This is a genomic window from Legionella septentrionalis (assembly GCF_003989745.1).
Lineage (GTDB): Bacteria > Pseudomonadota > Gammaproteobacteria > Legionellales > Legionellaceae > Legionella_A > Legionella_A septentrionalis.
On record NZ_RZGS01000043.1, the window covers coordinates 1 to 18,607 of the forward strand.

The following is an 18,607-nucleotide window of genomic DNA, read 5'->3' on the forward strand; positions in this document are numbered from 1 at the left end:
TTTACGAAGAACAATGGAATAACTGAAGGGTTTCATCGGAAGATGAAATTGATTCAGAGAAGAGCTTACGGATTTAGAAATTTTGAAAATTATAGGTTGAGAGTTAGAGTGCTGTGCGGATGAGTGAAGTGCCCCCGGATTTGGGGAAGACCCATTGAATTTTCATCGCGACGTGGATTACTATAACTGCTTGATTTAACTGGCGTCCCAGGCAGGATTCGAACCTGCGACCTGCCCCTTAGGAGGGGGCCGCGCTATCCAGCTGCGCCACTGGGACTAAGCTGGCCTAAGTCTAGCGTTTAAGCGCTTAAAAGACAATAAAGCATTCCTGCAAAGCGATAGAATCTGCAACTTATTTCCAGTAATTGAATAAGGGGCCGTCTTTCCCATACACTGGATCACATTTTGGCAAGCCGAGTTTTTGGATGTTTTCCTCTGCTTGTGAAAGCTCTTTTGCTTTACCATACAACACATCATATTCAACATCGATAGGATAAGCACCCACGCATTTAAAGTCAGCTGTGGAATCCATATTTTTATGTGAAATGCCAGCAGGGAAAATAATGACATCGCCAGCTGCAATATTGAAAATTTTCCCTTTATTCCCGCCAATTTGAACTGTGCATGCACCTGAGAAAATTACCAGAGCTTCATGAGTATTACTATGATAGTGATGGTAATCATAAATAGTATCCACCCATGAATTAATCCAATGGTTTTCTGTTAAAAGCGCTTGAATGGATTGTGGGGAAGAACTTTTAATAACTTCTTTATAAATGATTAGCGGCAAGCGTGAATTACCCGGAAAATAATGATTGGCAGGGATTAATTCGTGAATAACTTCCTTTGGCTGCACGGATTTTAAAGCATCCATGTTTACATTCCTCACATACCAACGTAGTTAGGGCCACCGCCACCTTCCGGTGCATACCATACGATGTTTTGCCGGGGATCTTTAATATCGCAAGTTTTACAATGAATGCAATTTTGCGCATTAATTTGCAATCTTGGCCCTTGCTCGCCTGCAATAACTTCATACACAGCGGCGGGGCAATAACGAATTTCCGGTGATGCATACACTTGATAATTAACTTTAATTGCCAGTGATGGATCGCGAAGTTTCAAATGAGGAGGCTGGTTTTCTTCATGAAATGTATTGGTTAAATACACAGAGGACAATCGATCGAACGTTAACACACCATCCGGTTTTGGATAATTTATCTTTGCACTTTGCGCAGCCGGTTTTAAGGCCGAATAGTCTGCATGATTTTTTAATGTCCACGGGGATTTTCCACAAGTAATGTATGTCTCAAAAGCCGCGTTAAGAAGGCCGCACAATAAACCATGGCGAAATCCTGGGCGCACGTTTCGCACCGCATATAATTCTTTTGCCAGCCACGATTGTTTAAATTTCTGCGGGTAAGCTGTCAATTCCACGGATTCTTTGGTTTCCATGGCAAAGGCTGCGAAGCATGCTTCAGCAGCGAGCATCCCGGATTGCATGGCTGTATGGATGCCTTTAATTTTTGGAACGTTTAGAAAACCGGCCGCATCGCCGATGAGCGCGCCACCTGGGAAAGTCAATTTGGGTAAAGATTGCCAGCCTCCTTCATTCAAAGCACGGGCTCCATAGGCAATACGTTCACCACCTTTGAATAATTCCCGGACGAAAGGATGGGTTTTAAACCGTTGCATTTCTTCGAATGGGTTTAACCAGGTATTCTGATAATCCAACCCAACTACAAAGCCGATTGCAACCCGATGATTAGACAGATGATAAATGAATGAGCCCCCATAAGTAGCTTGATCCAAAGGCCAACCTACGGTGTGAATAACTCGCCCTTGCTTATGTTGCTTAGGGGAAATTTGCCAAATCTCCTTTATTCCCAACCCATAAGTTTGAGGTGAAACTCCTTGGCGCAAATCAAACCGGTTCATTAAATTTTGGCTTAATTGGCCGCGACAACCCTCAGCGAATAAGGTTTGTTTGGCATGCAAATGCATTCCAGGCTGGAAGTTTGCAGTTTTTATGCCATTTTTATCTATGCCAACATCGCCGGTCGCCACGCCAATTACTTCGCCCTGCCCATTGTAAAGAATGTCCGTTGCGGCAAAACCCGGGTAGATTTCACAGCCAAATTGCTCGGCTTGTGTCGCTAAAAACCGACAAAGATCACCTAAACTTATAATAAAATTGCCTTTATTATGCATGGGCTTTGGAGTAGGGAGGCGAAAGGCACGTTTTGAGCTCAAATAGTAAAAAAAATCCTCATTTACTGGCGAATCCAGGGGGGCTTCTTGCCATGTATCCGGCAATAATTCTTGTAAACTTCTTGGCTCTAAAACAGCGCCGGACAAAATATGCGCACCAACTTGAGCTCCTTTTTCAAGAATACAAATACTTAAGGTTTTATTAGCTTGAGCAGCTAATTGTTTAAGTTTAATTGCGGCAGCCAAACCAGCCGGGCCTGCTCCTACAATAACCACATCGTATTCCATTATTTCGTATTCCATGCATCCACCTAATCCTATTAGCCATGAAGCACCGATTCTTAACTGTTTTATTTCAATGAGTCAAGCGCGGGCAGAAGAGAATTAATTCTAGATAAACTGAAATTATTTTTTGCTTAAACCTCAATTGCTAAACTAGCGAACCATGTCTGCCTTGCCTGGCTAGAAATTATCATAATCAGCAATAGTCTTTGTGATTTTTAGGCAGATCATTTGTATTGTGACATGATCACCCATTAGCACTAGGGAAATCATGTTTTTATGCACCGATACACGAGACAATGGCTAAAAAATAACAACGTAATCTCATACCCAGGACGGGATGGTCACTTAGTTTGAGCCTATAATTTAAACATACTATACGGCAAACTATGGAGGGTTTATGTATACGTTTAAAGATAATGATATTCATGCCTATAAGACCCAGGCACGTACAATTACAGTAATTAAAGGGAATTCATCTGTACTGTACCCTTTTTACACTTCTTCCGGATTTAATAGTAACAGCAAGGAAACCTGGTTCCCCTGGATGGGTTACTTGGACTATCCTGATAAAAACCCTGCTGAGGGTAAAATTTATATGGTGAAACCAGTCACTTGCAGCGTTTCCAAGGAATCAGCTGACATTTTAAAGAAATACCTGGTAGAAAAAGCTTCGAAACAATGCATTACGGAAGGTTCAGATGAAGCGATATCCAAACTTATTGAAGAAAAATTTGACCATAGGGCAGCTATGATGTTTGAAATTGGTACTGATGATGAGAAGATAATCAAATTTGTAAGGGAGCATTATCAAACAGTTGCTGATTCGTTTATTCGTCGCATGGGTAATGATGAAGCTTTAGCAATTTCTTGTTCTTTGGGTGGTGGGGAATGGGATAAATATCCTGAGATGCGAAAAGAAATAATGGGTGCAAATTCCACAGCGAAATTTATTAAACCCATTGAAAAGATAACCTACACGGAGAACCTTGTTAAAGATTTGTCTGAAACAGAAAAAGAGGAATTAACTGATTTTAAAGGCGTCGCTTGTGAAGGTAAAGTTAAAAGGAGTCATGCGGAAATGGCAACACATTTGGAAAGCATAATCCAGCAAGAATCTAAACGCTATGTCTCTAAATATTTTATTCAAGAAGAAAAAGATTTTCCTACGACTGAACAAGTGAATGAACTGGTTCAAGCAACCCACCACGCTCGAGAACTAAGAGATAAATATGTTGGCTGTATCTCTAAGCTTGTACAAAAGGAGCGACAAAAAGAAAAGGCGAATCAGCCACATAACGGTGGTATGAGCCCGCATTAATGAAATTTACAAATAATAAGTTACTCTAAGTTAAGCAATGGGAAGCTAAGACCTGCAGGTTGTGTTGTGTAAAATCTTTTGCTTCCTGGCTAATTTTCTTATCCTGTAAGGCACTGATTGTAATAGTAGATTTTTCTACCTACTCGGCCGCCACATATTTCATCCATTAATTGATCTCGTTTTGCACCAACTCAGGTGAGAAATTTTCCAATTTCATATATCCATATAAAATAGTCCAAATTAATACTGCGTTAATATTTCACTCATAAAATCACTGCTCTTGGCATACGCTTTAATAGCATAATACGAGTAAAATGATGAATAGTAAAAATTTACTGGAAAAAATTGCAGTTTTAGAAGAAAAAAAACCTCTGCTTAAAAGTGGAGTGATTAAACAACTTATAGCCAAGGAAAAATACAATGATGCTTTCCTAGTGGCTTGTAAACATTGCCAGTCAGGCGACATGCAGATGTTGAAACTGATTAGATTTTTACTGAATGATAAAAGCATCCCCCAAATTGCAGTAGATCATCAAGATGTTAATACCATGACTGCTATAGGGTATGCCGCCCAAAACTCAAATATCGATTTATTTCATTTACTTGTATACGCAGGCGCTGCCGCGCTGTCACCTCTTAACTCTGTGAACCTGGAGCCCCCAGCAGAAATTTTGGCCAGAAAGGTGCAGGTCTTGAAACAAGATCTTGCTGAAAAATATAAGCCGGAATATAAAAATGGTTTTAATATATTAAATAAAATTTTTGCGAATAAACAACTTTTGCCCGAGAAAATAAGCCTCAAGGACGAGCAAGAAAATGAAAAATTCGATAAGCACCGCCTTGATTTTATCATCCAATGTCTTCAATATCTGACTAAATTTCAAGGGAGCAATGCGTTTAATGAGTGGCCTGGTTATTTTACGGCGGCCCATGCCTCTTTATTTCAAGCCGATCATGTAAAAAAATGCCGAAAAATTTTGGAACTAGCTTGCCAAACCATAGAAAATCTCTCGCCCAATTTAAGAATTAAATATCACAAACATTTTACCCCTCAGCCATTTACCTGGGTTACCTTTAGTAAATTAGGTGGGCTGGCAAAAGAACCTCCGCTGATTAACCAACATGCCTTTCCTCTAGGCGGACTTAGCTTTAAAGAATTTAAGGAAAACTCCACTTTATGGGATGCAGCAGATCATTTTGTTAAAGAAAGAAACGATCGGCAACAAATGATCGAGGCAGCCATTCCTACGGTGATTGAAAAAGATATGCCCACTTTACTGCAATTTTTTAAAGAAATACGCGATTCAACGCAAAATTCAGCCTCCCCGCCAATTAGCCCAGTTTGTTTGCCTGTTATCAAATCTTTAATCACTTATGTTTCGGATCACAAAAGCTTTGAGAATATGGTGAAGTTAGTTAGTGATACAACTTATCACGCACCCCTAACCCTAAAATACAATAATAAAATGCTATCTATGAACTTAAGCTCACAAAACAAAATGGATTTCTCCAGCTTACGCGATAGGCATGCTGTTTTACGCATATTGCAAATGATAGGGGAATTACTAACCAGCAAAAATTTCTCGCGTTTTATCCCTAAACTGGATGAAACAGTAGCTTGGAACGATTTGATCGTGATCAGGGATTGTTTGGTTCATCAAGACGAGGGTGATAATAAACACAAAGTTAATGAATTTTTGCAACACACAGATAAATTCGAGCACATTGTTAGAGAAGAGTTTTCATATTTTTGGAAAAAGTTAATGTATATTTTAGTCTCACGGGAGGAAAAGCTCGGACGTTATGAATACAGTCCTGAAGAATTTTGGGAAAAAATCTTAAAATTCCATATGGAAAACACTGAGGATAAGGATAACACGGCAACAGCAGTAGCCCCTGCGTATAGCCGCCGTATTTCTATTCAGGACGAAGACATTTTTATAACCGCCCTGAAAGAAACTAAAACGGATGAAGCCACCATCCAATTCTGTAAAGATATCTTCGCGGGGAAAGAAGCTATTCCCAATAAAACCGAGCAGGGTAGAATTTTGAGTAATCTTCCCTCCCGTTCCGTTGATAAAATTCGCTATAAATCTTTGGCCAATATATTTTCCAATGCGTGCAATGCTAAAAGCCTTTCTGAAGCGGAAAGGATAAAAAAACGTTTGGATGCCCAGGCAGAAAAATTAAAACGGGAGGCCCTGGAAGCTGCCAAATTTAAAGGGTTGGATACCATTCGTTCATTGGCTCGAGTTTTCCTAAAAGCTCCGAATAGCAAACATGTTTTAAACCCTGTTAAACGCATTGATACAGCGATAGAAGCAATCGAAAATATAAAAAACTTCCTAAAGGACGCAGGCTATTTGCAAACAAATATTCCCTATGAAAGTTTGGAAGATTGGGATCAATACCACCGCTTAAATAAGCGTAATCCGCTTTCTAAAATTCTTGAAATGAACCCTATGCTAAATTACGCCATTGAATATAATGCCGGCCAAGCATTGCAGCATTTAGACAGCATTCGTTCATTTAAAGAAGCAGCTAAATGCCCTTATATACAGGAAGATTATAATAATTTAAGAGCGTTTAGAAATTATTTGGAGCATGGAGATCCTCTGGCAGAACAGGGTTTTTCTTTAGAGCAATTGTTTCCCATAACGGATTTAAGGCAGCAAATCACAGCTCCTATGATTCTTAACCTGATTTTTAAAGTGCTCCCGGAATTAAATCGCATAAAAGAATATATGTCATTTAAAGAGTTTTCCAATGAATCTCATCTTTTTCCATTAGTGGGTCCGGAAGAAGCGCAAGAATGGGAAAAAGCTTTCACTAAGGGATTAAAAAATAACGGTTTTTTTAACCATGGCTCTAACTCCACATTGCAAAGTTCTATTGAGCCTGAAGATGGCTTGAGTATGTACTTTTAATCAATTGACCTGTAGGCAAAGTTACTTTTTGCGGTTGCAAACAGTAACTTTTGCCAATCTTTAAGTTAAAGTTTTAAGAGTGCTGGCCGTCACCCTAATAGATTACGCGTCTGTTAGGAAAATGGCATGGATACCAAACAGTGGCTTAGCAAACTCATTAGCTTCGATACGACTTCCCGAAATTCGAATCTTTCCCTTATAGAAAGCATTGCAACCTGGTTTGATGAGAATGGCGTTCCTTCCCACATTATTCCGGGCAATGATAGTAGCAAAGCTAATCTTTTTGCCACACTTCCCAACCATGAAGGAAAAGAGCAGGGCGGCATCGTTTTGTCAGGCCACACCGATACGGTCCCTGTAGATGGGCAAATATGGCATACGGATCCATTTTCCGCTGTCGTTAAGGACAATAAAATTTATGGGCGTGGCGCCAGCGACATGAAAGGATTCATTGCAGTAATGCTGGCATTATTGCCTGAGTTGAAACCCATCAAACTGCACAAGCCGGTTCATTTCTCGTTTACTTGTGATGAAGAAATTGGCTGTCTTGGCGCTCCACATGTGCTTTCTTATCTCAAACAGGCAAATATTCAACCCGAAGCTTGCATCATAGGCGAGCCTTCCAGCATGCTGCCTATTGTAGGTTATAAAGGTCGACAAGTTTATCATATTCAAATTAAAGGGCTTTCCGCACATTCTTCTTTAACTAATCGCGGGTGTAATGCTATTGAGTATGGTAGCCGCTTGATTTGTTACATAAGAGATCTTGCTGATTTTTTAAGGAAAGAAGGGCCATTTGATGCAGATTTTGATGTGCCCTTTACGTCCATTACCACCAATATTGTTAGTGGCGGCCATGCTTCGAATGTCATACCGGCTAATTGCGAATTTATGGTCGAAATGCGTTATTTACCTCAATTTTCGGTAGAAACAGTACGCAGTCAAATGCAAAATTATATTAACGAAACTTTGTTGCCGGAAATGCGGCAAACTTATCCTGGTGCCGAAGTTTACTTAAATTTGATTTCCGATGCGCCTGGATTTACTGCGCATGAAAATGCCTTGATTACCACGCTGCTAAGACACGTCACCGGGATAAATAAACGCATGAAAGTATCCTACTCCACAGAAGCTGGCATATTTCAACGGGCAAACATCCCAACGATCATTTGCGGACCTGGGAGCATTGAGCAAGCTCATCAGGCCGATGAATTCATTACCTTAGAGCAACTTGCAATTTGTGAGAAAGTATTAAGAAATACGATCAAACTATATTCCGAAATTAAATCTTAAATTTTTAGTAACTCATTACTTTCATAGTGTTCTAAAATCTAAAGCAGAAATCGATTATGCATATAATGAAGGGTTGCTGACGAAGTTACAGGCGTAAAAACCATTACGGCCTGGCGAATTATTTATTTTTAATACGATAAAAAGAACTTTCCATATCTTTATAAAAACCATCTTTATAATATTCCATTCCACATTTTTCCATGACGCGGAAAGAAGCCGAATGATTTTTATCTGCATATGCCACAATGTACTCTGCATCAATATGTTTTTGCGCCCATTTCAGCAATGCTCCCAAAACTTCGGTTGCATAGCCTTTACCCCAGTAGGTTTTATGAAAAAGATAACCTACTTTGGTTTCCCCAGAGGGTAATTCACCAAAATAAGCTCGTCCTATGAAGTCATTAGATTGCAATTCAAAAATTGCAAAGCATGGTAAATTCTTATACTTACAGTCAGTGACGCAATCTTTTATGAGATCATATACCTCGTCTCCGTTTAATGGGCCAGAAGGAAAAAATGTTTTAACCTCAGGATCTTCTTCCAGCTCTTGCAAATGCGGAAGGTCTTCTTTGCTAACAAAACGCAGCCCTAAGTTTTCTGTTTTGATGATGAATTTTTGCATTGGTCTTCCGATTTCGTTAACTTATTAACAACTATACTGTACAAGAGAGGAGTTTTCCTCGATGTATATGACTATCAAGGAATGATATGAAAAAAGTTTTGCCTTTCTCTACCTCTTCCCTGGTTTCGGTGGGAGTCGAATTGGAGTTACAAATTATTGATAATCAATCTTATGGGTTGATTTCTCGTTCGAAAGAACTTATCCGTAATTTGAATGAGGGGATTTGCCAAAATCGAGTTAAACCTGAAATCACGCAAAGCATGATTGAATTGAATTCCTCGGTCCATGAAAATATCAATACAGTACTTACAGAATTATATGAGTTACAATCTTTTTTAGTTGAGCAGACTTCAAAATTTGATATCAGTTTTTGTGGCGGTGGCACCCATTTGTTTCAGAAATGGTCCAGCCAAAAAGTATTCCCGGCCAAAAGATATAAAAAACTGGCCCATCGGTTTGGCTATTTAACAAAAAGAGCAACTGTTTTTGGGCAACATGTGCATCTTGGTTGCCTAAATGGTGAAGATGCTGTCTATTTAACCCATGCTTTGGCACGCTACATACCGCAGTTGATTGCTATCAGCTCAGCTTCTCCTTTTTATCAGGGAAAAGACAGCGGCTTTTCTTCGGCCCGGGTTAATATTTTCAATTCTTTTCCAATGAGCGGCGTAATCCCCATGCTCAAGAATTGGCAGGAATTTTCAGATTATTATTACAAAATGAAGGAATGGGGCATCATTGAAAGCATGAAGGATATTTATTGGGATGTGCGGCCAAAACCTGAATTTGGCACCGTGGAAGTGCGTATTTTTGATACGCCTTTGACCATAAAAAAATCAGTCATGCTTGCTGCTTACTTGCAAGCCTTAGCTCTTTATCTAATCAAAGAAAAGCCATTTAAACTAACTGACGACTTGTACTATCTTTATCCGCATATCCGCTTTGAAGCCAGTCGTTATGGCTATGATGGGGAGTTTATCAATCCTGAAAACAGCAACAAAACAACGATATTTGATGATTTACTCACTACCATCGCCAACATCGAACCCTATTTTAAAGAGTTAGGCAGCATGGAATATTTTAATTTATTAAAAGAGGATGCTTTAAATAAAAGAAATGATTCGGTAATTATTCGTGAATATTACGCACAAACAGGCTCGCTGCAAGAAGTAGTGTCTGAGCTTTGCAAATTATGGTTAAGCCATTAAGGATAAGTGATGCGTGGCCGAGAGATGACAGCCCAAATTGATGATTTAAAAAAGACCATTCTAGGTCATTATTTGGATGTACATGAACTTGAAATGCTGCTTATGCACTGCCGAACCATCACTTTTTTACCGAATCAAGTCATTTATCAGCAAGGCAAACGAATAGACGGAGTGTATGTCATTCTTGCAGGCGAAGTGCAGTTAATCGCACGTACGATGGGAGAGGGTATAGTCAATATCGAGGACTTAAATAGTGGGGATTTTCTGGGGGAATTGGCGTTTATTGAAAAAGGCCCCTGTTCCACTTCAGCCCGGGCTATCGGGCGGGTAACTTGCCTGTTGATTACACATACTTATTTCGAATTGCTAACAGCCTACTTTCCTGAAACTAAATATAAAATTTTGCGCGCTATTGGCACTCAAGTTTGCGGCCGCCTAAAACAAATGCATGACAAAGTGACCACCTTAATTGCACATTCTGACATGGTGACCCTATCGTTTTTTGGCCGTGTTTTAAGCTCTTTGACTCAGCCTACCCATTTGCCTGCAGTAATAAATGGCGAGGATATTCAGGAATTAGGCAAAAGCCCGCTGTTTCAAGCCTTTACCAAAGAGGAGATGCAGGAGTTGCTGCTGGAATACACGCAGCCCCTGGAAGCGCCTAAAAACTGTATTTTAATACATGAAAATGAAAAAAATCCTTCGTGTTACATTATTATTCATGGTGCTGTGCAATCCAGCATCATGTATGCCAATAAAATAGCCAAATTATCAGTTATTGGGCCGGGCGCTTTATTCGCCAGTGTTGCTTGTTTGGATCATAAGTCCACATTTACCATTACCTTTATCACTTGCGAATCTGCGCTGTTGCTGAAAATATCTCAGGAAAATCTGGAGTTTTTGCGGAAAAATAAACCAGAGCTTTGGTACAAAATATTTAATTTGATTTGCGGCTCGTTAGTGGCATTGGGAAGATCCATCAATAAACTGGATGTAAGACTTCATATCGAAGCATACAATAGGTGAGCCTATGTGCAGAATATTATCGTATTTGGGAAAACCGACGCTGATTGAAGAGCTTCTCTACAAGCCCGACAATTCCTTCATAAAACAGAGTTATCATCCGAAGTACATGTCTTATTTGTTAAATTTGGCAGGTTTTGGCATGGCTGCTTGGGAAAAAAATTCACATCATCCTGCGCTGCCTTACCTTTATAAAACTCCGCAACTGCCTTTTTATGATGAGAATTTGCGCAATTTAGCATCAAAAATATCTCCGCATTGCTTTTTGGCTCATTTACGCGGCGTTTCTTATCACGAGAAACAAGTGGTCGCGAGTCAAAATGTTCATCCATTTATTTACCCCGAAACCAATATTGCTTTAGCTCATAATGGCGTGCTCTATAATTTTGAAAGCATGCGTTATGATTTATTGCGCTATATAAAGGAGGATTACAAAAAACATATCCGCGGAACCACAGACAGCGAATGGATTTATGCTGTTTTTTTATCGCAACTGGCTCATCCAAATGGCTCGTATCAACCAAGCGAAATCATTAATGCAATTATCAGTACACTAAAAATTTTAAAGCAAGTGCGCTATGAACAAAAGATTGCTATCAATTCGCCAGTAAATCTTTTCATTACAAATGGGGAGTTCATAGCAGCCACACGCTTTGTTTTAGATTATGGTTGGCACCCGCCCGGCGTAGGACCATCGTCCCATTTTACCTATCATTCATTGTGGTATACCTATGGCGAAAGCTATGGAGTATATGACGGTGAATATAGAATGAAGGGAGGAGCAGTAAATTCAAGTATGATTATAGCTTCCGAGCCATTAACAGAAGATACCACTACCTGGCTTGAAGTACCTGAATATACATTAATTTTCGCCCGGCAAGAGCATGGTGAAATCAAAATCATTTCGCAAGATATTAATATTTAGTTTTTATAGTAATTACTTGGAAAACAGCATGCCGAGTAAAGCTTCCTCAGTACATACAATAAATTTTCCTGAGCAGCCTGAAAAATGGGATTATTGCGCGAAATTTAAAAGGGTGGTTAATGGCTTATGAGCCATATGTTTTGCTTACATAAAGCAGTACGCCGGGCAAATGGCTGCATTCAGCTTAAAGATGGAATCTGCAATTTTCATGAATTTTGATGCTAAGTTACTGGCAAGGCGAAACTCACCTGCAGCAGTTTTCTACCTCAGCCGATCACCGCAAAATGATGCGCTATTTCTTTAGGCATCCCAGCGAGCTAACGGGACTTATCATCCATCTAAATCCGATAAATAGCAAGGATTGCGCGGATATACGAAATTAGCTAGTTGTGTGCCCATCATGCGTTAAGAATACGCCAGGAGTAATGCTCATTTATACTGTATGCCTAAGCGATTTACCCCGCGCATAAAATACAAAGTTATAGTTAGCAACTGTTACGAAAGCTTATCATGTGCTGCCTCATGGCTTATTTTATAATTCCAAAATTTTGGCATCAAAAGACAACAGGCAGCTACTCCTAATACGCAGAGGACGCCACCTGATATGATTGCGGACGTGATGCCAAACCCGGCGGCCATGAAACCTGCGCGGGTATCCCCCAATTTGGGGCCGCTTAAATAGCTAATCATCTCTATTCCCGCCAGGCGACCTCGGTAATGATAAGGAATTACATTGTTCCATAAATTGGATCTAAAAATTCCGCTAATGGTGTCAAAAGCACCAGCCAAGCTTAAAAATAATAAACATAACCAGAGTTGGCTTGCTACACCAAATCCAATAATTGCTATTCCCCAAAATATGGCTGCAATAGCAATTGCTTTGGTATCGGATGTAATCCGGCTTGTCCAGCCACTAAAAAAGGAAATAACCAATGCCCCTACTGCCGGAGCAGAATAGAGGAGCCCCAGCGTTTTCGCACCTCCCATGGATTGGGCAATTGCGGGGAAAAGCGCGTTCGGAATAGCGAATACCATGGCCAGGAAATCGACCATATAGCTACCCATTAATTCTTGCCGTTTCAGGGCAAACTTCACACCTTCCTGCAGAGATTTTAAAATGGACTCTTCTTGTACTGCCACAGGCTTTGGGATTGTGTGAATTAATAATAAGGTACCGATTGAAATAACAAATGTTATTAAATCAACTAAATACGTCAATAAAATCCCATGATGTGCAATGAGCAAACCTGCTATCGCAGGACCGACAATCATACCAAAACTGAATTTAAAACTGCCTAAAGCCCCAACCGTTTTATAATCTTTTGTTTCAACAATTTGTTGTGTGATACTGTCAAATGCAGGTCTATGCAGCCCGGTGATCGCAGACATTAAAGAAGCTACAGTAAAAATTAAAGCGATGCTGGGATTACTTTGGCTGGCACTAAATATTAATAAACCACAGCCAAATGCCAAGAAAATTTCACTTACAATGAGTAGCGCTTTACGATTGTAGCGATCAGCAAACACACCGCCCAGCAAGGCTGTGATTAATAGGGGCAGCAATTGCACAAGACTTAGCAAACCCACCATTACGGTAGACTGAGTGATGTCATAAATCTGGTAGGGAAGGGCGACCCCAGTAATCATGGTTCCCATAAAAGATAAAAATTGACCCGCATACAAAAGACCAAAATCACGATTTTTTTTAAAAATGGAAAGATCCAGAAACTGACTCATAAGCTGCCTTATGGAATTGGGGCATTTAATTTTAAACGTTCATTGTAAAAGATTTTAAGGTGCGAGGCGAATCATGAGTTAAACGACAAAGCAACTTACCTCTCAAAAAATTTAATAAAAAAATGCCACAAATGTTCCGCAATCGTAAATTAATGCTTACAATTACCGCCAATGATAGCACTGAATTCCTAACCCATATCAAAGCAAATGATTACTCAGTTACCAAATACAATCCTTCTAAATTATCTCCATTATGATTAATTACAAAATAAGAATGATAGTCTGGAAAATAACCCTATAACCAGACTCCCTATTATCGCTAGTGTTAATTAGATAAACATGCTAATTAGCTCTGAGTAAACCCAAATTACTGATAAAAAGAATGAGCATTTTGAGAACAAATGGCAAGAACTGTCAGAGCGCTTACCCTCAGACATTGAGGACTTAAGCATATGCAAGTCTTTTGGTTCTTTCTACTCTTAACATAGCCCCATATTTTTATAAAAAAATACGATAATCAATCTCAAATTTTTCCGAGATCCGTTTGGCAAGCTCTTTACCAATAGCACGTCTTCCATTTTCCATAGCTGATAAATTGGTTTGAGTAATATTCAAAATTTTTGCCAATTCAATTTGGCTTAACCCTTCTCTATGACGTAAGCCTTTTAATAAAAGACCCGGCTCGCCATATTCATTAATGAGATCGCCAAAAATATCTTCAATAGATGAGTGAGATTTATCTCCCTCTTTAACCTTATATTTTTCAATTATCTTTACTGGTAATGCATAATGCGCACCATGCCAAGTAACCATAGCAATCTCCTCAGTATGGGGCTTTTTCATGTGTTCCGACATAATACACCTCAATAAGCTTTATTTGTTTATCGACAACCTCCCAACAACAAACATAGGTTGGCTTTCCTTTCGTTAAATGACAATGGCGTTTATCCCCTATCATACCTTTAAACTTTCCATAATTTTTCCATCCACTACCTGTAGCTGGCCCATTTCGCTCAATATCACGGAGCAAAAGAAGTAAAGTAGCTTTCACTGATTTTGGAAGCTTATTAACTTGTTTTGCAGCTTTGCTTGTTATTTTTATTGTCCAGTTCATAATAGAATTATATATCATTTATGATATATATCAATAATCGATATTAGTGACTAAATCAAATAATGGTTTTGGCTTGGCACTGTTTGCACCTTTTCATTTTCATGCAAGATACTGATGTCTACTAATACAGTGCTTGATAATTAAAGGGGATTCATCAGCATGGGGAGGGCCTACTCATGGAGATGCGCTCATTAGAAAATGCGTCGTAAAAAAGATAAAGGATTTCAGCGAAAGAGAGATTATACGCGCTTTAGCTGATAAAAATTCGCTTCAATGAAGGTTGTCGGTTGAGGAACTCTTAAGCAAATTAGTGGCTATGCAAAGCGTTTGGAAGTTATTTTCAACAAGCCATAAACGAATTTACCAGTATGTATTAGAAGATAAGCGCAAAGGCGAGAAGCTATATCATCTGATGAAGTGCTAACGTTGACAAAGAGTTTAATGAAAAAGGAGCGTTGCATTACCAGTTGAATTCGCGTTTAAAATTGAATAGTTAAGTCTGATTATTGTTATAATCAGACTTAATGATATAAGTATAATAATTAGGCACTTCGACAATGTGATGCGCTGATTTACCCATTTGTTCCTTATCTCAGTTTCGTTAAAAAGCCCAACAGAAGCACCCAAATAAATGATTTGTATGCTCACTAAATGGATGCCGGTGTGCCAAACAGTGAATAGCATGTGCCTGATGCTGCACAATTGTTTTATTTTGCCCATAAGTACCGAAATGTTTGATTGGCGACCAATCGGGACTCACAGGCGGTAATGGCGGATTATAACTTGAAAATTCATCAGAGGCATGAACAATGTCTCCACCTAATATCGTCATCACCGAATAAATTGACTTGATTTCCTCATCGGGAATAGTGAAAAAATCGTTTGAAAGCACCGCCATATCCGCCAACTGACCCTCAATAAATGCCCCTTTTTTACCTTCCCATCCCAACAGGTATCTCGGCTTCCAACAGTGCTTGAATAGGTGGCGTTAGCAATGTTTTTTCTTTGCCGTAACGCGCCATAAAATACTCGCCCTGAAACGCCATGCGGTTTTGGATGGCAATTCCACCACCCAGGTGTTTCACGCGTTCGATTGAACGTTTTGAAATTGTTTCAGCATGATCAAAAAACCAGTGTAATTGATCAATTGGCGCCTCTTGATGAACTTTTTCATAAATTGTTAAAGCACGGGTAATCGATTCGTCGTAGGTAGCATGCAAACGAAACGGCCATTGGTTTTGTGCCAATAAGCGCACTACAGGCTCTAATTGACGCTCCACTTCGGTTGGCAAATCTGGACGAGGTTGTAAAAAATCTTCAAAATCTGCAGCAGAAAATACCAGCATTTCGCCCGCGCCATTATGTCGATAATAATCATTGCCTTGTTGATAATGTGATGTCTTTGTCCAGTGTGCAAAGTCTTGTAATTCTCCACCTGGTTTTTGATTAAATAAATTATAGGCGATTCTCACAGTCAATTTGTTTTCTTGGTTTAATTGATTAACGATTTCATAATCGTCTGGATAGTTTTGAAATCCGCCACCAGCGTCCACTATACTGGTTACACCCAAGCGGTTTAACTCGCACATAAAATGCAAAGTTGAATTCATTTGATCCTGTTTATTTAATTTAGGGCGTTGTGCTAATGCGGAATACAGTATAATTGCATTGGGTGTGGCGATTAACATGCCTGTCGGGTTACCTTCTTTATCTCGCTCAATGGCAGTACCTGGTAATGCTTTTGTATTTTTATCATAACCAATTGCGCGAAGTGCGGCCCGATTCAATAATGCCCTGTCATATAAATGCAGAATAAATACAGGGGTATCGGTTGCTACGGCATTAATCTCCTCTAAAGTCGGCATCCGCTTTTCTTTAAATTGAAATTCACTCCAGCCGCCTACCACGCGTACCCATTGCGGAGGCGGTGTTCTTGCTGCTTGCTCTTTTAACAGAAATAATGCATCACTCAAGCTGGGTATACCATCCCAACGTAATTCCATATTAAAATTTAATCCGCCACGAATGAGGTGAATATGAGAATCATTGAGGCCTGGGATAACAGTCTTTCCTTTTAAGTCCACCAAAGCCGTGGCTTCTGTTTTTAATGCAAGGATTGTTTTGTCAGTACCAAATTTAGCAAACTGTTTGTTTTTTACAGCAACTGCCGAGATTTCTTTATTAAATGTACCCACTCCTTTGAAGTTTCCATTAAAAAGTATCGTATCTATGCTCATCCGTGCCTTCCTGTTAATAACATTTTAAAGAACTATAAAGTAAAATCCTTGGCTTATTTTATTAGCCGCCATGGCTATCGGGCAGCATGGATTTTGCATAAAAAATGCCAATACCATAAGCTCCTGCGTGCTCCTTTGCTAAATGGATCACTGCTTCATAGGTTTCTACTCTTGCCCAATCACGTTGCAGTTCACACATAAATTGCAACCAAGTCATGGGTACAACACCGGCTTGTATCATGCGCTGCATAGCCATGTTATGCGCTTCAAGCGTAGTTGCACCCGAAGCATCAGACACGGCATATACTTCATAGCCAGCTTGTAATGCAGAAAGCGCCGGAAAAGCCAAGCATACTTCCGTCCAGAGCGCCGCAATCACCAATTTTTTTCGCTTGGTTTTTTCGACAGCAGCTATCAAATTTTTATCTTCCCATGAATTCATCGAGGTGCGATCAATGGGCTTTTGTTCAGGAAAAACGGCTTGCAATTGTGGGATTAAGGGCCCACTGAAAGTATTGGCAGCAACCGTCGTTAAAATAGTTGGCACGTTAAAAATTTTTGCCGCTTTAGCAAGCCCCACAACATTATTGCAAATGGTTTCGCGATTGGCTGACTCGACGCCAAAAAACATTTGTGGCTGGTGATCAATTAAAAGTAAAGTACAATTATCCGGTGTTAAAAGTTCAAGTGACGATTTATTCATCGTTTATATCCTTATAGTTAATATGAAGTAATCTAAAATCTAGCCACCAAATCAAAAAATAAAATTCTGCTTGCCCAAGACAACTAATCATGAGGATATCTTCGCGAATGGCTGCACCATCACCCGCTTCCATTTGCTCACCATTTACAGTAATGCTTCCTTTTATCAACTGAAGCCACCCCATACGCCCTTGTTGCAGGGTATGGTTAAGAGTGTGATTATCTTGCAAAAAGCATGCATACAAGCGAATATCTGGTGAATTGTCACTGCTGTGTCGCTCCCATCCCGTGAACCGATCAAGACCAGTTTGTTTTGTGATGGTCGAATGCTTATCTGCTGATAACGGGGCGCTAAACCCAGCTGCTCAGGGATAGTCCAAATTTGTAAAAAATGCAGCAAATCCGTATTGGAATGATTAAATTCACTATGTTCAACCCCAGCTCCAGCCGTCATAATTTGAATTTCACCAGCTTTAATGATTGAGCCATTCCCCATGCTGTCTTTATGTTCCAACTGCCCTTCTACCACATAGGAAACAATTTCCATATCACGATGAGGATGACGCCCAAAGCCCATGCCAGGTTGTACAATATCTTCATTAATCACACGTAAATCACCAAATCTCATAAATTTAGGGTCGCGGTATTGTGCAAATGAGAAGGTGTGCAAACTGTTAAGCCAATCCATTTGACTTATTCCACGGTCATCGCTTTTACGAATTTGAATCATCAGCAATATCTCGCATTTGATTTAAGTCTAACTATAGCAAAATCATGTAAATTCCGCGGAACCCTCACTAATACACTCAGGATAAGCAAGGAATAATCCTAGGCAACGTCCCTAAAGTTTTTTAGACAAGATTTCATCTTAAATTGAGCACAAATTTTCTATTTCACTTCGATCTACCCCCTCTCCCACGATAGGAGCTTTGATAGTATGATGATGCCCTTCGCGGGAGAGGGTTGGGGAGAGGGAATGTCACGGATGGTCATTGATGACGAGAT

The 18,607-nt window shown here is 39.7% G+C and carries 18 protein-coding genes and 1 tRNA gene; 7 read left to right on the forward strand and 12 right to left on the reverse strand.

What is annotated here, in order from left to right:
• On the forward strand, positions 1–123 hold a 123-nt coding region (locus tag ELY11_RS11040; protein WP_148110535.1), incomplete at its 5' end, for a transposase.
• Positions 124–200: 77 nt separating this feature from the next.
• Here ELY11_RS11040 and ELY11_RS11045 read toward each other — a convergent pair.
• The 3 genes from ELY11_RS11045 to ELY11_RS11055 form a co-directional block, all read right to left on the reverse strand.
• Positions 201–277 (reverse strand) — tRNA-Arg (locus ELY11_RS11045).
• Positions 278–352: 75 nt separating this feature from the next.
• Positions 353–874 carry a cupin domain-containing protein gene (locus ELY11_RS11050; protein WP_127033517.1) on the reverse strand — a complete coding sequence of 174 codons (522 nt, stop codon included), beginning with the start codon at positions 872–874 and terminating at the stop codon, positions 353–355.
• An 11-nt stretch (positions 875–885) separates the two neighbouring features.
• Entirely contained in the window at positions 886–2,514 is a 1,629-nt protein-coding gene (locus ELY11_RS11055; protein WP_127033521.1) for an electron transfer flavoprotein-ubiquinone oxidoreductase, read from the reverse strand.
• A gap of 379 nt (positions 2,515–2,893) precedes the next feature.
• On the opposite strand from ELY11_RS11055, the gene ELY11_RS11060 reads away from it, so the two are divergent.
• From ELY11_RS11060 to argE, 3 genes are all read left to right on the forward strand, one after another.
• On the forward strand, positions 2,894–3,814 hold the full coding sequence (locus ELY11_RS11060; RefSeq protein WP_127033523.1) for a hypothetical protein: 921 nt from the start codon (positions 2,894–2,896) through the stop codon (positions 3,812–3,814).
• 314 nt (positions 3,815–4,128) lie between these two features.
• Positions 4,129–6,741 (forward strand): ankyrin repeat domain-containing protein, encoded by a 2,613-nt coding sequence (locus tag ELY11_RS11065; RefSeq protein WP_127033525.1) that lies wholly within the window; start codon positions 4,129–4,131, stop codon positions 6,739–6,741.
• Positions 6,742–6,867: 126 nt separating this feature from the next.
• The gene (argE, locus tag ELY11_RS11070) at positions 6,868–8,034 is read left to right on the forward strand and encodes an acetylornithine deacetylase (protein ID WP_126955004.1); all 1,167 of its coding nucleotides are present in this window, start codon (positions 6,868–6,870) and stop codon (positions 8,032–8,034) included.
• Positions 8,035–8,152: 118 nt separating this feature from the next.
• On the opposite strand, the gene ELY11_RS11075 is transcribed toward argE, so the two are convergent.
• On the reverse strand, positions 8,153–8,656 hold the full coding sequence (locus ELY11_RS11075) for a GNAT family N-acetyltransferase (protein ID WP_126955005.1): 504 nt from the start codon (positions 8,654–8,656) through the stop codon (positions 8,153–8,155).
• 86 nt (positions 8,657–8,742) lie between these two features.
• Between ELY11_RS11075 and ELY11_RS11080 the strand changes: the two genes are divergently transcribed.
• From ELY11_RS11080 to ELY11_RS11090, 3 genes are read left to right on the forward strand one after another with little or no spacing between them, the layout of a single operon-like run.
• A complete protein-coding gene (locus ELY11_RS11080; RefSeq protein WP_126955006.1) occupies positions 8,743–9,864 on the forward strand; it encodes a YbdK family carboxylate-amine ligase in 1,122 nt (373 codons plus the stop codon).
• A gap of 9 nt (positions 9,865–9,873) precedes the next feature.
• A complete protein-coding gene (locus tag ELY11_RS11085) occupies positions 9,874–10,890 on the forward strand; it encodes a Crp/Fnr family transcriptional regulator (RefSeq protein ID WP_126955007.1) in 1,017 nt (338 codons plus the stop codon).
• 4 nt (positions 10,891–10,894) lie between these two features.
• On the forward strand, positions 10,895–11,812 hold the full coding sequence (locus ELY11_RS11090; protein WP_126955008.1) for a class II glutamine amidotransferase: 918 nt from the start codon (positions 10,895–10,897) through the stop codon (positions 11,810–11,812).
• 495 nt (positions 11,813–12,307) lie between these two features.
• Here ELY11_RS11090 and ELY11_RS11095 read toward each other — a convergent pair whose 3' ends face one another.
• From ELY11_RS11095 to ELY11_RS11120, 8 genes are all read right to left on the reverse strand, one after another.
• Positions 12,308–13,549, reverse strand: coding sequence for an MFS transporter (locus ELY11_RS11095; RefSeq protein ID WP_126955009.1), 1,242 nt, complete (start codon positions 13,547–13,549; stop codon positions 12,308–12,310).
• Positions 13,550–14,047: 498 nt separating this feature from the next.
• Positions 14,048–14,362 (reverse strand): helix-turn-helix domain-containing protein, encoded by a 315-nt coding sequence (locus ELY11_RS11100; RefSeq protein ID WP_158615009.1) that lies wholly within the window; start codon positions 14,360–14,362, stop codon positions 14,048–14,050.
• A 10-nt stretch (positions 14,363–14,372) separates the two neighbouring features.
• Complete coding sequence (locus tag ELY11_RS11105; RefSeq protein WP_126955011.1) at positions 14,373–14,663, reverse strand: type II toxin-antitoxin system RelE family toxin; 291 nt, start codon at positions 14,661–14,663, stop codon at positions 14,373–14,375.
• Positions 14,664–15,264: 601 nt separating this feature from the next.
• A complete protein-coding gene (locus tag ELY11_RS12530; protein WP_199740794.1) occupies positions 15,265–15,561 on the reverse strand; it encodes a hypothetical protein in 297 nt (98 codons plus the stop codon).
• A gap of 34 nt (positions 15,562–15,595) precedes the next feature.
• Entirely contained in the window at positions 15,596–16,900 is a 1,305-nt protein-coding gene (locus ELY11_RS11110; protein ID WP_199741537.1) for an amidohydrolase, read from the reverse strand.
• A 61-nt stretch (positions 16,901–16,961) separates the two neighbouring features.
• Positions 16,962–17,603 (reverse strand): hydrolase, encoded by a 642-nt coding sequence (locus ELY11_RS11115; RefSeq protein WP_127033527.1) that lies wholly within the window; start codon positions 17,601–17,603, stop codon positions 16,962–16,964.
• Positions 17,596–17,847 (reverse strand): pirin family protein, encoded by a 252-nt coding sequence (locus tag ELY11_RS12535; RefSeq protein ID WP_325049673.1) that lies wholly within the window; start codon positions 17,845–17,847, stop codon positions 17,596–17,598. The genes ELY11_RS11115 and ELY11_RS12535 overlap by 8 nt, the downstream gene beginning before the upstream one ends.
• On the reverse strand, positions 17,769–18,332 hold the full coding sequence (locus tag ELY11_RS11120; RefSeq protein ID WP_199741539.1) for a pirin family protein: 564 nt from the start codon (positions 18,330–18,332) through the stop codon (positions 17,769–17,771). The genes ELY11_RS12535 and ELY11_RS11120 overlap by 79 nt, the downstream gene beginning before the upstream one ends.
• Between the last annotated feature and the right edge of the window lie 275 nt (positions 18,333–18,607).

Bases quoted from the DNA above. Each gene is read 5' to 3' on its own strand.
- ELY11_RS11050 (WP_127033517.1), bottom strand. From the start codon at position 874: ATGGATGCTTTAAAATCCGTGCAGCCAAAGGAAGTTATTCACGAATTA.
- ELY11_RS11055 (WP_127033521.1), bottom strand. From the start codon at position 2,514: ATGGAATACGAAATAATGGAATACGATGTGGTTATTGTAGGAGCAGGC.
- ELY11_RS11060 (WP_127033523.1), top strand. From the start codon at position 2,894: ATGTATACGTTTAAAGATAATGATATTCATGCCTATAAGACCCAGGCA.
- ELY11_RS11065 (WP_127033525.1), top strand. From the start codon at position 4,129: ATGATGAATAGTAAAAATTTACTGGAAAAAATTGCAGTTTTAGAAGAA.
- argE (WP_126955004.1), top strand. From the start codon at position 6,868: ATGGATACCAAACAGTGGCTTAGCAAACTCATTAGCTTCGATACGACT.
- ELY11_RS11075 (WP_126955005.1), bottom strand. From the start codon at position 8,656: ATGCAAAAATTCATCATCAAAACAGAAAACTTAGGGCTGCGTTTTGTT.
- ELY11_RS11080 (WP_126955006.1), top strand. From the start codon at position 8,743: ATGAAAAAAGTTTTGCCTTTCTCTACCTCTTCCCTGGTTTCGGTGGGA.
- ELY11_RS11085 (WP_126955007.1), top strand. From the start codon at position 9,874: ATGCGTGGCCGAGAGATGACAGCCCAAATTGATGATTTAAAAAAGACC.
- ELY11_RS11090 (WP_126955008.1), top strand. From the start codon at position 10,895: ATGTGCAGAATATTATCGTATTTGGGAAAACCGACGCTGATTGAAGAG.
- ELY11_RS11095 (WP_126955009.1), bottom strand. From the start codon at position 13,549: ATGAGTCAGTTTCTGGATCTTTCCATTTTTAAAAAAAATCGTGATTTT.
- ELY11_RS11100 (WP_158615009.1), bottom strand. From the start codon at position 14,362: ATGGTTACTTGGCATGGTGCGCATTATGCATTACCAGTAAAGATAATT.
- ELY11_RS11105 (WP_126955011.1), bottom strand. From the start codon at position 14,663: ATGAACTGGACAATAAAAATAACAAGCAAAGCTGCAAAACAAGTTAAT.
- ELY11_RS12530 (WP_199740794.1), bottom strand. From the start codon at position 15,561: ATGGCGGTGCTTTCAAACGATTTTTTCACTATTCCCGATGAGGAAATC.
- ELY11_RS11110 (WP_199741537.1), bottom strand. From the start codon at position 16,900: ATGAGCATAGATACGATACTTTTTAATGGAAACTTCAAAGGAGTGGGT.
- ELY11_RS11115 (WP_127033527.1), bottom strand. From the start codon at position 17,603: ATGAATAAATCGTCACTTGAACTTTTAACACCGGATAATTGTACTTTA.
- ELY11_RS11120 (WP_199741539.1), bottom strand. From the start codon at position 18,332: ATGATTCAAATTCGTAAAAGCGATGACCGTGGAATAAGTCAAATGGAT.